The following is a 13,366-nucleotide window of genomic DNA, read 5'->3' as shown; positions in this document are numbered from 1 at the left end:
CCATCGGTCCGAGCCTGCGGTACAGGACTTCGGGCTCAGCCGTCGCCGAGACACCGCTGCGGGGTCCTGCCCGTGACGATCAGGGTTCCGATGTGCCCCTCCGTCGGGGCTTCGAGCACCGTCGCGTCCGCCGACTCGAACCCGCTCTGCCGAAGCAGGCCGGCCCACCTGCGGGGCGTGTAGGAGTAGCGGTAGGTGTAGAGCGCCCTTCCGGCGAAGCCCCCTTTGTACATGCCCTGGGGGCCGTAGGCACCGGGGATGGCGGGGGGTTGCGAGAAGGCCAGGATGCCTCCGGGATTTAGGCGGGAGGCAATGAGGGGGAGCAATTTCAGAGGGTCGGTGAACCAGACCGCTCCGAACACCGAGTAGACCGCGTCCCATGTCTCGTCAGTGCCGCTCAGATAGTCCAGGACTTCGGCACAGTGGACCTGGACGCCCGACGGTCCCCAGCGCTCGGAGACCTTCTCGACCATGACGGGCGAGAGATCCACGCCCGTGACCTTCACGCCCTGCTCGGCCAGCGCCGCCAGCGCGCGGCCGGTGCCGCAGCCGATCTCCAGCGCGCTGGCGGGTGACCCGAGCAGCTCCGGGCCGGGCCCGTGGTCGGCGTACTGGGTCCAGCGGAAGGCGGGCCCGGCGTCGAACACCTCGCCCTTGATGCCGGAAGCGTACGTGTCCCAGAGTTCGCGCTCGGATTCGATGTCGTGCTGTGCAGGCAACGGGCTTCCCTTGAAGAAGAGTTGGCAAGTTGGTGCCCCTGCCCCACGATGCGGGGCAGGGGCACTCTAGCGGCCGATCAGTGACTGTCGGGCACCTTGTCGTCGCACGGGGAGCACTCCGCCCCGTCGATCGCCCACAACTCCTCGTCGGCGTCGAACCCGTTGCCGCGCAGGAACTCGGCGGTGCGGACCACGATGCCGTCGCTACGCCGCTGGATCACTTGGTGTCCGCAGGCGCTTCCAGCGCAACGGTCATGGTCCGCTCCTCTCTTCTCGGTGGCGCACAGCCCTCGCGGTACCCACGCTTGAGGGTGCGTCGCGCCATCGACCTGTCCACCTTCGCCGTGGCGGCGGGGGGATGCGTGATCGACCGTAGCGGGTCGGTTACATCCGGTGCCAGGAGGTTGCGAGAAATTGTGCGCATTCACTCGTCTCAAGTGGGAAGTTGCGCAGCTTTGCGCTTCCCAGATGAGGCTCTTGACGGTGGCCGCTCAGTCCTGAATCGTCGAGCAAATCCGCGCAACCAGCTTGCGAGAGGGGCTTGGCATGGCAGTACGGTTCATCGGGATAGCCCCCAACACCGGGGACGACGAGTGCCCGACCGTCTGGTACGACGACGAAGCTGACGAGATCGTTGTGCAGGGCTGGAAGGCCAACGAGAAGCTGCGCGCCAAGTGCCTGGAGACCGGCAGCATCCCCAACACCGAGGATGCGGTCCGGTTGCCTGCGCGGATAGTGCCGATCTTGAGGAAGGCGTGCGATGTCGCCGAAGGTACCGACGTTCGCTGAGCAACTGGCCGCCGCTCGCTCCACCGCAGTCCACCTGGAGCTGCACGACTGGCTGCCCCGACGGCAGGCGTCGGACATTGCCCTGCCGGGCAACGACTTCTGGCTGTTCGATGACCAGCTGGTGCGGTTCAACCACTTCACCGGCGACGGGGAGTCCGCCGGGCCGTCGTTCAGCGACGACCCGGCGGTGGCCCGGTTGCGCTCCACCGCCTTCGCCTCAGCGTGGGAGCGGGCCGTGCCGCACGAGAAGTACAGCGTCTGAGCCCGCGCACCGGCCCAACAGCATCGATGTCGACCTCCCCGCCCTCCAGTGCACAGGCGGCCCGCAGGGCTCTGGCCGCGCGCCTCGGCGAGCTGATGCGTGACGCCGGCTTGAAGGGCGGGGAGCTGTCCGCCCACTGCGACTGGCACGCGGCCAAGACCTCCCGCATCCTCAACGCCCGCATCGCCCCGTCGGATTCGGATATCCGGACGTGGTGCCAGGCCTGCGGAGCCGGCGACCAAGCCGCCGACCTCATCGCCTCCAACAGGGCGGTGGACTCGCTGTACGTCGAGTGGCGCCGACTCACTCGCTCGGGCCTGCGCCAGGCGCAGGACGCCCGCGTGCCGCTCTACGTCCGCACCCGCCACTTCCGTGCCTACTCCTCCCGGGTGGTCCCCGGCGCGTTGCAGACCAAGGAGTATGCCGGCGCGCTGCTGCGCACGGTGGCCGACGTCCGCCAGACTCCGAACGATGTGGCGGAGGCGGTTGAGGCCCGTCTCGCCCGGTCCAGCGTCGTGTTCGAGGGCGGACGCCGCTTCGTCGCGGTCATCGAGGAGTCAGTGCTGCGGTACCGGATCGACGACAACGAGGTGATGGCCGGCCAACTCGGGCACCTGCTGAGCATCATGTCGATGCCGTCGGTGTCGCTGGGGATCATCCCGTTCACGGCCGCCCGCCACATGTGGCCCACGGAGACCTTCAATCTCTTCGACGACCGACAGGCGGGGGTGGAGCTGTTGTCGGCGCAGGTCACCGTGACCGCGCCGACCGACCTCGCCCTCTACGCCCAGGCGTTCGCCCGCTTCGCCTCGCTCGCCGTTCACGGTGGCGCGGCCCGCGCGTTGATCACCTCCGCGATCAGCGACTTGGGCTGAGGTTCACATATTCTCGCAACGTCATAGCCGACGGCGGGAGGTAGGCCCGGAGTTGAAGGACGGCGGCCTGGGGTTCAGGACTTCGGGCTCAGACGTCGCCGAACTCGCCACCACGGACAGCGGAAACGAACGAACCCCAAGCCTCTGCGGCGAAGATGAGAGCCGGCCCGCTGGGGTCCTTGGAGTCACGGACCCTACCTGGGTGCGCATCATCCACCTCGACGCAGTCGCCCCCGTTGTTGCTGTACATGCTCTTGCGCCACTTGGCACTCATTGAGTCATCCATGGTCCAACTCCTTCCACGCCTTCGGGCTCCTCTACTCACCGGTTCCTTGGCCAAAGCTGCTGGGTCAGAGCACAGATCGCAGGCCCGGACCGCCACCGGTCCGGGCCTGCGGTACAGGACTTCGGGCTCAGACGTCACCGAACTCGCCGCTGCGGACAGCAGCAACGAACGAACTCCAAGCCTCGCCCCGGAAGACCAAGGCCGGGCCCCGGGGGTCCTTCGAGTCCCTGACGGGCATCAGGTCCGGGAAGTCAGAGGCCACCTCGACACAGTTACCGCCTTGCTGGCTGTACGAGGACTTGAGCCACTGGACGCCGGACAGGTCCACTGGGTGGATCATGACGTTCCTCTCAGGCTGGAGCCGATCACACTTCCGCGCATCTCTACCCGCCCATGACTTGGCCAAAGCCCAACGATCGCAGGCCCGGACCGCCATCGGTCCGGGCCTGCGGTTCAGGACTTCGGGCTCAGACGTCGCCGAACTCGCCACCACGGACAGCGGAAACGAACGAACCCCAAGCCTCTGCGGCGAAGATGAGAGCCGGCCCGTCGGGGTCCTTGGAGTCGCGGACCGGCATCACCCTGGTGTAGCCGTCTGCAACTTCAATGCAGCCGCCCTGCCCGTTGCTGTACGTGCTCTTGCGCCACTTGGCAGCCATTGAGTCATCCATGGTCCAACTCCTTCCGCGCTTCCGAGCTTCTCTACCCGCCCATGACCTGGCCAAAGCCCAACGATCGCAGGCCCGGACCGCCATCGGTCCGGGCCTGCGGTTCAGGACTTCGGGCTCAGACGTCGCCGAACTCGCCGCCACGGACAGCAGCGACGAACGAGTCCCAAGCCTCAGCAGCAAAGGTGAGGGCTGGCCCATTGGGGTCTTTGGAGTCACGGACCCTACCCGGGCACGCATCATCTACCTCGATGCAACCACCCCCACCGTTGCTGTACGTGCTCTTGCGCCACTTGGCGCCCGTTGGGTCATGCATGGTCCAGTTCCTTCCGTGCCTCCCGGATCAGGGCCAAACTGTCCGGCTGGCTGAGCGCGTTGACCTGGAGTCGATCGTATCTATCGACCCATCGGGCTACCGTCTCGACGTCTTGTTCCATGTATCCCCGCTGGAGGGTCTCCGTGTACCCGACCAGGGCCCGATTGGGGAGGGTCAAGAGCGTGACGGGGTGGGTCAGGGGTCGATCCTCAGCGAGGCGGTAGGGGGCGACCTGAATGATCACATTCGAGCGGTCACTCAACCTCTCCAGGTGAGCCAGCTGAATGACCATAATCTCCCGACCGCCGATTGGCCGACGCAGGGCTCCCTCGTCCAGAACAGCATGGATCGTCGTGCCCCGGTCGAGCATCTGTTGGCGCTGGGTCAACAAGCCAAGCCTTCTGTCGGCTTGCTCCCGAGTCGCTTCCCCACGTCGGACGATGCCGGCCTCATAGGCCGCGCTGTAGTCCGGGTGCTGAAGTATGCCCGACACCATGTCCGTGTCGAACAGCCGGGCCGTGATCGCTTCGCGCTCCTTGCGAAGGTACTCGGAGAACCCTGGCAACAGGACACCGTTCTTCCAACTCCACCACAGCCCTGTCAGGGCACCACCGGCGTCGAGGGCTGCGTCCACGCGTTCTACGAACTTTAAAGACGGAGCTTGTTTGGCTCGCTCCACGTTCGAAATGTAGACGTTGGTGTACCCGATTCGTTTGCCGAGTTCGATCTGCGTCAGCCCCTTGGCCAGGCGCGCTCTACTGATCTGAACAGCAAGAGCTTCCAGTGGAGATGACGTTGGATCAAGCTTTCGAAGAGCCAAGATCACTCTCTTTAAAATCCGCTGGACTAGAGATTTGAAACTCTTCCGATCCTAGAGGAGGCTGAGCCATCCTGGTAGCCATTCGGTCACTCACCGAATTCATCTACCGGGCGGCGATGACACGCACACCCCGCCGGGGCACCCATGCCCGCAGGCCGGAACCTCAACTGCCGCTTACCGTCCCCCCTCAATCCCCGATGCCTGGAGCAGAGTTGAGCACCAATCCCCCCGCCCGCCACTCCATCCACCAGGCCTTCGCCCTGCGCGAGGACCCCGACCGGCCCGGCGAGCTCTCCGTCCTCCTGATCTCCCCCGCCCACGAGTCCAGCCTCACCCTCCCCGGCGGGCCCGCCGAGCAGCACGAACTCCCCCACCACGCCGCCCGCCGGCACCTCGAATCGAGCACCAGCCTCGTCCTTCCCCTCCGCACCATCCTCTCCATCGACTACACCCCCGAGGCCCTCACCCTCATCTACGCGGGCGGCATGCTCACCCCCCAACAGGCCTCAATCGCCAGCCTCCACCGGCCCGTCCACTGGGTCCCCCGTCACAAGCTCCGCGACGTCACCACCCCCGACCACCACCACCGCATCGAAGACGCCTGGGAACACGGCGACGGCCTCCCCCTCCTCATCCAGGGCACCCCCGTCCCCATCGGCTGAACCACCACCCCAGCGCACTCCCCTGAGGCACACCACCATGCTCAAAACCCACCGCCCCCGCCCCCGCTTGTTCGTCGCGCGCCTCGACCCCCAGCCCGAATCCGCGCCCCTGGCCCGGTACTTGCTCCGGGCCTACCTCTCCGGACTCCCCACCGGCGAGCACTACGCCGACACCGCCGAACTCCTCCTCACCGAACTCTTCGCCAACGCCGTCCAACACTCCGACGCCCCCGACGACCGCCACATCGAAATCCGCTTCTCCTCCCCGACTCCCGCCTGCGCCTCGAAGTCCACGACGCCGGCACCGGACGCCCCTCCTCCACACCCCCGGACTCACCTCCGAGCACGGACGCGGCCTCTACCTCGTCAACGAACTCGCCGAACGCTGGGGCCACTCCCCCGCCCCTGCGGCATCGGCAAGTACATCTGGGCCCTCATCTCCCCGCCCCCATCACTCTCTGAAAGACCGAACCACCATGTGCCAGCCGACCCCTCCCCCACCACCCTCGCCCGCCACACCTCTCCCGCGGCGCCACCCCGGCCGCCACCTACGCCCTCCTCACCCGCCTCGGCCACCAACCCCCGCCGTCGCCCACGCCGTCTGCTCCGCCCTCGACATCCCGCCCACCGACATCACCACCCGCCTCGCCGACTGCCACGACGCCCTCCTCGCCAACCCCAAACCCAACAGCGAAGCCGACACCGGCGAACTCCTCGAAGCCCTCGGGGTCTTCGACGTCCCCAAGAACCTCACCCCCACCGAAATCACCGTCATCAACCTCCCTCACCACCGCCATGAACGCCATCGGCGGCATCCGCCCCGGCCACCAACACGGCCTCCACCGCTGGTTCACCACCGGCAACCTCACCACCGCCTACCTCTCCCTCACCAACACCCCCCCCTCCCCGCACCGGCAACCCCACCCTCTACTGGACCACCCTCACCACCGCCGGCGAACTCCTCACCACCACCCCCAACCCCGACACCCGCATCCGCTACGCCCTCACCCACTGCCGCACCCAAACCACCACCCACACCCCCACCTGAACCGCACAGGAAGTCGACCTCGCCGACTTCTCACGCACCGGGGCCAACAGATCGCAGATCCCGGACACCCTCGCCTCAGGACCCCAACGATCACCGGCAGGCAGTCAACCCCGCCAACTCCACAACCCCGCGCAGGAAGTCGACCCGCCCGACTTCCTACGCGCGAGCACCGAACGACACCGCCCCCACCTGCCGCCCCACCGACTACTCACCCACGGGCCAACACGTGGCGAGCGTCCACAGCACCCCGAGTTTCCCAGCAGCCGCGCACTGGAAGTCGACCCCGCCGACTTCCAGCGCATGCTCGCCGCCGCGCTGGAGGCGGAAGTCAACCACCCCACCCGCCCGGCACCCACGGTGCTGGGTGCACAGGGCCCGGAATGTCACGGACGCCCTGCCGAGGACCGCACCCACGCCGAGAATGGGACGGAAACCGGTTGCCGCGAGCCGCACGCGCTGCTCGAATGGACCGCCGTGGAAACCTACGTGGAAACCCGGCGCATGAGGCTTCGCCGCTTCACCGAGGCGGACGTCGACGACCTGGCCGCCCTGCACGGCCACCCCGACGTCATGCGACGCATCGATGACGGCCGCCCCGTACCCCGGGTCGCCGTCGAGCGGCAGCTTGCGCGCTTCCTGGCCGAGTACGACGGACTCCCCAGCGACCACGGCTGCTTCGTCGCGGCGGAGAAGTCGTCCGGAGCTTTCCTGGGGTGGCTCTCGCTGCGACCTGCGGCGAGTGTCGGTCTGACCGGCGGAACCGAGCTCGGCTACCGCGTGCTGCCGTCCGTCTGGGGCCGGGGGTATGCCACGGAAGGCGCGCGGGCACTGGTCCGTCACGCGTTCGCCGAGCTGGACGTGGAGCGAATCGTGGCCACCACGATGACGGTCAACGCCGCCTCCCGGCGGGTCATGGAGAAGGCCGGCCTGTCCTTGGTCCGCACCTTCTTCGAACAGTGGCCGGAACCCATCGAGGGGGCCGAGCACGGCGACGTGGAGTACGCGATCACCCGCGAGACCTGGACCCGGCAGCACGATCACGAGCAACCGGTCCACAGGGCCTGATCATCACTCCCCCGACAACCTCGCAGGGGGGCCGCACCGCCCACCGCCAGGCTCCGAATCCAACTGCCTCCCGCAAGAAGTCGATCCGGCCGACTTCCTGTGCACCCCCTCGGCGGCGCTGCCACCGGTTCACAGAGCCAGGAACCGCTCCACTTCCTGTTCCAGCAACGGTGGCAGATCGGTCGGCGCCAGTGCCAAGACGATCGCGCGAAGCTCCTGGCCGAGTTCGGGTGATCCGCTCCAGACCTCGGGGCTCCTCGTGAGTACGACGGCGAGCAGATCGCCCTCGTACATGTCGCCCTCCGCCAGGGGGTCGTCCCGGAGTACGGCCAGTGCCGGTGGCAGGAGGTAGGCGAGGCCCGTGTTTTGCCTGATCAGCAGGCGCATGTCCACGACGGTCAGCTCGCCTATCGGCTTGCGTACGAGCTCATTCGCGGTCGCCACAAGCCGGGTGGTGTCGCCCGGCAGCCTCGGCAGCCCCGGCAGCCCCGATCGACCACCACGGCCAAGCAGTTCCTCAAGAGAACGGCCATGGTTCACACGTCGATTCACCGGGAGAAAGCACACCGCACTGGTGCTGTGCGAGGGCGGCCCACACCAGCGGTGGTCCGCACTCTGGCCGTCCCTGCGCCAGCACTGACGGGCCCAACCGCCCTACACCTCCGCCCCGTTCGACAGCACGTGGCTGCCGAACGGGGCGGAGGGGTTGTTGCCGCTACGGGTCAGACGGTGCCGAGGATCTGGCCCCAGTCGAGCCAGCCCGGGGTGGCGAAGTCGTCGCCGCCGTTGGAGAGTCGGGCCGTCGTGCCGCCGTTGGTGACCAGGTAGTCAGGCCGGTTGTCGCCGTTGATGTCGGCGAAGCTCACCTGGTTCTGATTGGTGGTCGTGCCGACGATGATCCTCGGGCGGAGGTACCAGCCGCCGCCGACGTCGCCACCCCGGTTGATGTACGTGGTGACGGCGGCATCGCCGTTGATGATGTTGTAGTCGGCCTTGCCGTCGCCGTCCATGTCCGCGAAGCGGATCCGGCTGCGGTCGCTGTTGACGCCCGACGCCACCTGGCCGATCGGCGTGAACCCGCCGCGGCCGTCGCCGCCCCGGTTGAGGAAGACGGTGACCGCGCCGCTGTCGCTGAGCGTGATGTAGTCGGCCTTGCCGTCACCGTCCCAGTCCGCGAACCGCACGTGGTCGGCGTCACCGGTGCTGCCCTGGGTGACCTGGCCAAGGTTCGTCCAACCGCCGCGGCCGTCACCGCCGTTGTTCTGGAAGACGGTGACCGCGCCACCGGTGAAGTACAGGTAGTCGACCTTGCCGTCACCGTCCCAGTCGGCGAACCGGACCTTCGTCCGGTCGCTGGTCATTCCGGTCGCGACCTGGCCGAGGTCGATCCAACCGCCGTGGCCGTCACCGCCGTTGTTCAGCTTGACGTTGACCGAGCCGTTGTCGTTGATGATGATCGCGTCCGCCCGGCCGTCGCCGTTGAAGTCGCCCCAGCGGACCTTGCCGTCGCCGCCGGACTCGGTGCCGGCCGAGTGGCGGCCGTAGCTGTAGGACCCGGAGGACCAGAGCGAGCTTCCGTCCGACTTGTAGATGACCAGGTTGCCGTCCGGCTGGAAGAACATCACGTCCCCGGGCGCCGGGAAGGTGCCGCTGCCCCAGAGGGCGGTGCCGGCGGTGTGGGCCGCCTGCGGGTAGCTGACCAGGTTGCCGTCGGCCTGGAGGCTGAGGACGGCGTTCGCGTTGCCGCCGTTGCCCAGCGTCCAGGTGCCGTAGCCGGGGTTGGAGATGACGAGCTGACCGCCGTCGAAACGCATCCGGGCGTTGCCCGCGGACCAGGTGGTGCCGCTGGGGTAGTTGGTGTCGTCACTCGGGAACAGCACGTACCCCGGAGTGCCCGACAGCAGCGCTGCCTGACTGGGCGTCAGCGCGGTGCCCGCCCAGGTCTGGACGTTGGAGACGGATCCCTTGTAGAAGAACGTGTGGGTGCCGACGTTGAGGTAGTCGCCGACCCGGAAGCTCTTGTTGCTGTATCCCGAAACCGCCTTGTGGCCGGTCGAGTTGGCCACGATTCCGTTGATGTACAGCGCCATCACGCCGGTGCTGCTGTTGTATGTCGCCGTCAGGTGCGTCCAGGTGCCGGTCTGGATGTAGTTGCCCGCGCCCGGGTGCACGCAGTCGTACCACCAGCCGGAGTCCTGCACCGACATGCAGAACTCCCACTGGTTGAGAGTGCTGTTCGCGTGGAGGATGAAGCCGGCGGTGTTGTTGCCGTCCTGCGAGAGCAGGATGCCGCCCGTGACGTCCGGCTTGGCCCACGCCGAGACGGTGAAGCTGTTCGCCACGTCCACCGCCGGCGCGCTGGTGCTCAGGACACCGCCGGCGGTGCCGTTGAGGTGGACGTCGGGGCTGAACAGGTCCTTGCTGCTCCAGGTCGCACCGGCCTGGCCGGTGAGGGGCAGGCTGCCGGTGCGGTCGGCGGCGGTGGTGACCGCCGCGCCCTCGGTGGCGTTGTCGTTCAGCGCCCAGCTGTGGGTGGCGGTGACCAGGAGCTGGGCGGGCTGGGCGCTGATCGTGGTGCCGTTGAACAGGTTGGCGGAGGCACCGCCGTTGGCGTCCACGGACCAGAGGTCGAGGGTGCCGTTGCGGTCGATGTCCGCGGCCTGGAGCGTGGGCTTGGCGGCCTTGGTCCAGCCCGTGGAGGCGACGAGCTTCGGGGTGGCGCTCTTGCCGAGGGTCAGGTCCAGCAGGTTCGCCGCGCTGTAGTAGTACAGCTGGCCGCCGGCGTCGGACCGGGCGAACATCCCCGGCATGCCGTCGGTGCCGAGCGCGGTGACGATCGTCCAGCCGGCCCAGGTGCCGCTGCCGGTCGGGTTGGTGTCGGAGAGGTCGACCTCGGCGGGGAAGAAGCCGCCGGACTGCGCGGTGGTCGGCTGGAGGTAGAGCGAGCCGTCCAGGATGCTCAGCAGCGACGGGAACGGGTTCGCTTCTCCCTGGGCCGCGGTGGTGTAGAGCTTCCCGGCGTTGGCGATCCAGGTGGCCGTCGCCTTCGTGGTGGGCGAGGTGAAGGCGACCGACGGGACGCCCTTGCCGATCAGCGGCGACAGCGCGGAACCGTCGCCGTTGCCGAAGAGGACGAGGCCGACACCGGTGGCCGGGTTGTACTGGAGGACGTCATTGAAACCGGCGCCGGAACGGAAGTGCCCGACGATCGCCTGCATTCCGTTCCAGTCCGCCGGGGACGGGTTGGTGCCCGCGAGCCCCTGGGAGCCGAGGTTGTCCGCGGCGGTGTTCAACGACTTGCCGGAGGCGCCGCTCGCGAGCCAGAGGCCGCTCGGCAGGCCGGACTTGCCGCCGACCGCCACGAGGTCGGCCCGACCGTTGCCGGTGAGGTCGTTCTCCGCAGCGGTCGCCGGGGGCGCGGCGTTGATCTCGACGACCTCGCTGTCACCGCTGGGGTTGCCACCCGCGGAGAGCGCGGTGACGGTCAGCACGTTGTGCGCCCGGGTCGGCTTCACGGTGACGGTGGCGGCACCGGAGACGGCGGCGACCGTGCTGGGCGCGGCACCGTTCATCTGGTAGACGTAGCTCGCCGGGACGGTCCCCACCGGGTTGGGAGCGATGGTCAGCTGGGTCGGGCTGCCGACCGTGAACGGCCCGGTGCCGACGGTGGCCGTCGGCTTGCCCGGAGTCGACGGGTCGAAGGTGAACCGGCAGGTCGCGCTGGTGCCGCCCCTGCCGATGCCGTCATCGGCGTAGGCGTTCCACCAGAACGCCGTCGGTGCTCCGCCCGACGCGTCCACCAGGGCCTGCCGGCCCACCACGAGCTGGGATGTGGTGCCCGAGTCCGCCTTCAGGTCGGTGGTGGACGAGGCCACCATCGCACCGGTGGACGACTTGAACAGGCGGAAGACGACGCCGAGCTGGCCGCCGTCCCGGTCCGACACGGCCGCACGCAGCACGACGTCACCGTTGCCGACCACGGTCGGGGTGGCCGCGGCGCAGGAGGTCGCCGGCGAGGTGGTCAGCGTGGTGGGCGTGTCCGGCAGGTGGTTGTACTGCGTCGTCATGGTCATCGAGCTCGGCTGGAACTTCTTCCAGCCGTAGCCGTCGGACTCGTTGGTCGCGCGCAGGCCCAGGGTGACGTCGCCCCAGTTGCCGTTGGCCGCGCTCTGCATCACCCCGGTGGTGTCGAAGCCGACCGAGGCGTCGGGGCAGGTGCCGTCGTAACCGTTGGCGACGTTCTTGGTCGCGCTCTTGGTGGTCCAGCCGGGCTGGTTGTTCCACGTGGTCGACGACGAGATGGCGTCGGTCTTCCAGAGCTCGACGTCACGCCCGCTGCACGACGGCGCCCAGGTCTCGGTGGCGTAGAACGTGGAGGAGCTGATCTGCGCGCCGTAGATGCTGCTGGGCACCGACATCCGGACGAAGGCCCGGCCGACGTAGTAGGGCGACTCCCAGTTGTTGTAGCCGACCCGCAGGCCCGCGGTGTCGCTGGTGTTCCAGTAGCTGGTCGTCGGGAAGGCCGAGCTGACGTACGTCCAGCCGAGCCGGCTGCCACCGGCGGCGGAGTAGGTCGGGTCGATGTACAGCGGCCAGACGGTGTTGGCGCCCGAGAGCAGCGCGGAGTCGGGGGTGAGGGTGATGGCTCCGTCCTTGGCCTCCGCCTTCAGCGGCGCGGTGTGCGCGGTGGCGCCGGGGCCGGCGACGCTGGAGCGGGCCGGGCTGCCGCTGCGGGCGTCCAGCACCTTGCCGTCGGTCGGATCGGTGACGGTCGGCACGGAGGTGTCCGCCGCCGAGTCCCAGACGCCGCGGACGGGCGCGGGCGCGGAGAACGCGACCTGGCCGTGCTTGTCCTTGGCGGTGATGTTGCCGCCCGCGTCCGTCTCCAGGTCCACGCCGGTCGTCCGGGTGGTGAAGGCGAGCTTCTTGAGGGCCGGATTGGCGGCCGCGGCCGCGTCCTTGACCACCAGGACCTCGGAGAAGCCGCCCTGCGGGTCGGCGGTGACCTTCAGGTCGACGCCGGGCAGCAGGCCGTAGGTCGCGGTGGGGCCGTCCAGCGCGGGGCTGGGCAGGTTCTTCACCAGCTCGGCCGGGAGCGACAGGGAGAGCGAGCGGTTGCCGTTCTTCATCTCCGCCAGCGGGCCGGAGCCGCCGCCGGAGAGGGTGAGGGCACTGCCGGCCACCTTCGGCGCGATCGAGCCGTCGGCGCGCTTCACCAGGGTGGCGTCCAGCGGCTTCCAGCCGCCGTCCTGGTAGGCGCGAACGGGGGTGACGGACTGCTTCAGGGTGAAGCTGCCGTCCGGATTGGCCGTCAGCTCGTCGGTCGGCGTGGTCGAGGCCTGGACCACGACGGCCTTCCCGGAGGTCCGGGCCTTCGAGGACACCTCCTCGGCCGTCAGCGGACCGGCGGCCTGCGGCGCGGACGGCTGCTGGACGGCGGACGGCTGCGGCGCCGCGGCGTCCGCCTGCGCGGGTATCGCCGCGCTGAGTGTCAGTGCGGTCAGCGTCGCGCCCAGCGCTGCGCTGAGCACGCGTCTTGACGTGGAAGGTGGCATGGATAGCCCCCACTCTTTCGTTCTTCGGTTCGGACCCGTTCTTCGGTTCGGACCGTTCTTCGATTCGACGACGGCGGATCGCCGACGCCGGGCAGGAGAGTCGCACAGCGTGAGCCTTATCTGAATAGCGCCCTGGTGGTCGGCCAGAAAGGATCGGGCGGCTTCTCGACCATTTGCCCACTTATGACAACTGCAACTCGCAGCAAAGAGTTAGCAAAATCAGCTGGTCGATGGGGGGAGGCCAGTGACGAGGGGCAGCAGCTCTTGCCATAGTCATCGCCACTTCCGGCGATGATCATCA

The 13,366-nt window shown here is 68.4% G+C and carries 15 protein-coding genes; 5 read left to right on the top strand and 10 right to left on the bottom strand.

Annotation, left to right across the window (positions count from 1 at the left end):
• Nucleotides 1-35 precede the first annotated feature (35 nt).
• Both QWJ13_RS33200 and QWJ13_RS33195 read right to left on the bottom strand, forming a co-directional pair.
• Nucleotides 36-719: a class I SAM-dependent DNA methyltransferase gene (locus QWJ13_RS33200; RefSeq protein WP_316529325.1), complete on the bottom strand. Its 684-nt coding sequence runs from the start codon at nucleotides 717-719 to the stop codon at nucleotides 36-38.
• A 77-nt stretch (nucleotides 720-796) separates the two neighbouring features.
• Nucleotides 797-940 carry a hypothetical protein gene (locus QWJ13_RS33195; protein ID WP_316529488.1) on the bottom strand — a complete coding sequence of 48 codons (144 nt, stop codon included), beginning with the start codon at nucleotides 938-940 and terminating at the stop codon, nucleotides 797-799.
• Between the two features lie 325 nt (nucleotides 941-1,265).
• On the opposite strand from QWJ13_RS33195, the gene QWJ13_RS33190 reads away from it, so the two are divergent.
• The 3 genes from QWJ13_RS33190 to QWJ13_RS33180 are packed head-to-tail and all read left to right on the top strand — an operon-like array spanning nucleotide 1,266 to nucleotide 2,645.
• The gene (locus tag QWJ13_RS33190; RefSeq protein WP_316529323.1) at nucleotides 1,266-1,508 is read left to right on the top strand and encodes a hypothetical protein; all 243 of its coding nucleotides are present in this window, start codon (nucleotides 1,266-1,268) and stop codon (nucleotides 1,506-1,508) included.
• A complete protein-coding gene (locus tag QWJ13_RS33185; RefSeq protein WP_432277652.1) occupies nucleotides 1,480-1,770 on the top strand; it encodes a DUF6879 family protein in 291 nt (96 codons plus the stop codon). Before QWJ13_RS33190 ends, QWJ13_RS33185 begins: the two co-directional genes overlap by 29 nt.
• Nucleotides 1,771-1,796: 26 nt before the next feature.
• Entirely contained in the window at nucleotides 1,797-2,645 is an 849-nt protein-coding gene (locus QWJ13_RS33180) for a DUF5753 domain-containing protein (RefSeq protein WP_316529321.1), read from the top strand.
• A gap of 88 nt (nucleotides 2,646-2,733) precedes the next feature.
• Here QWJ13_RS33180 and QWJ13_RS33175 read toward each other — a convergent pair whose 3' ends face one another.
• From QWJ13_RS33175 to QWJ13_RS33155, 5 genes are all read right to left on the bottom strand, one after another.
• Entirely contained in the window at nucleotides 2,734-2,931 is a 198-nt protein-coding gene (locus tag QWJ13_RS33175; protein WP_316529320.1) for a DUF397 domain-containing protein, read from the bottom strand.
• Between the two features lie 127 nt (nucleotides 2,932-3,058).
• Nucleotides 3,059-3,271: a DUF397 domain-containing protein gene (locus QWJ13_RS33170; RefSeq protein WP_316529319.1), complete on the bottom strand. Its 213-nt coding sequence runs from the start codon at nucleotides 3,269-3,271 to the stop codon at nucleotides 3,059-3,061.
• A 127-nt stretch (nucleotides 3,272-3,398) separates the two neighbouring features.
• Complete coding sequence (locus QWJ13_RS33165; protein WP_316529318.1) at nucleotides 3,399-3,602, bottom strand: DUF397 domain-containing protein; 204 nt, start codon at nucleotides 3,600-3,602, stop codon at nucleotides 3,399-3,401.
• A gap of 115 nt (nucleotides 3,603-3,717) precedes the next feature.
• A complete protein-coding gene (locus QWJ13_RS33160; RefSeq protein WP_316529317.1) occupies nucleotides 3,718-3,915 on the bottom strand; it encodes a DUF397 domain-containing protein in 198 nt (65 codons plus the stop codon).
• The gene (locus QWJ13_RS33155; protein WP_316529316.1) at nucleotides 3,908-4,735 is read right to left on the bottom strand and encodes a helix-turn-helix domain-containing protein; all 828 of its coding nucleotides are present in this window, start codon (nucleotides 4,733-4,735) and stop codon (nucleotides 3,908-3,910) included. Before QWJ13_RS33155 ends, QWJ13_RS33160 begins: the two co-directional genes overlap by 8 nt.
• A gap of 212 nt (nucleotides 4,736-4,947) precedes the next feature.
• On the opposite strand from QWJ13_RS33155, the gene QWJ13_RS33150 reads away from it, so the two are divergent.
• Entirely contained in the window at nucleotides 4,948-5,397 is a 450-nt protein-coding gene (locus QWJ13_RS33150; RefSeq protein ID WP_316529314.1) for an NUDIX hydrolase, read from the top strand.
• 548 nt (nucleotides 5,398-5,945) lie between these two features.
• Here the strand turns inward: QWJ13_RS33150 and QWJ13_RS33145 are convergent.
• Entirely contained in the window at nucleotides 5,946-6,203 is a 258-nt protein-coding gene (locus QWJ13_RS33145) for a hypothetical protein (RefSeq protein WP_316529312.1), read from the bottom strand.
• Nucleotides 6,204-6,745: 542 nt separating this feature from the next.
• Here QWJ13_RS33145 and QWJ13_RS33140 point away from each other — a divergent pair.
• Nucleotides 6,746-7,510 carry a GNAT family N-acetyltransferase gene (locus tag QWJ13_RS33140; RefSeq protein ID WP_316529310.1) on the top strand — a complete coding sequence of 255 codons (765 nt, stop codon included), beginning with the start codon at nucleotides 6,746-6,748 and terminating at the stop codon, nucleotides 7,508-7,510.
• Between the two features lie 129 nt (nucleotides 7,511-7,639).
• Here QWJ13_RS33140 and QWJ13_RS33135 read toward each other — a convergent pair whose 3' ends face one another.
• Nucleotides 7,640-8,050: a contact-dependent growth inhibition system immunity protein gene (locus tag QWJ13_RS33135; protein ID WP_316529309.1), complete on the bottom strand. Its 411-nt coding sequence runs from the start codon at nucleotides 8,048-8,050 to the stop codon at nucleotides 7,640-7,642.
• Between the two features lie 182 nt (nucleotides 8,051-8,232).
• The gene (locus QWJ13_RS33130; protein ID WP_316529308.1) at nucleotides 8,233-13,041 is read right to left on the bottom strand and encodes an FG-GAP-like repeat-containing protein; all 4,809 of its coding nucleotides are present in this window, start codon (nucleotides 13,039-13,041) and stop codon (nucleotides 8,233-8,235) included.
• Between the last annotated feature and the right edge of the window lie 325 nt (nucleotides 13,042-13,366).

Origin of the sequence: Kitasatospora brasiliensis, from assembly GCF_032654805.1 — a bacterium.
GTDB lineage: Bacteria > Actinomycetota > Actinomycetes > Streptomycetales > Streptomycetaceae > Kitasatospora > Kitasatospora brasiliensis.
The sequence above is the reverse complement of the archived record's forward strand: the minus strand, read 5'-3'. Positions and strand labels throughout refer to the sequence as shown.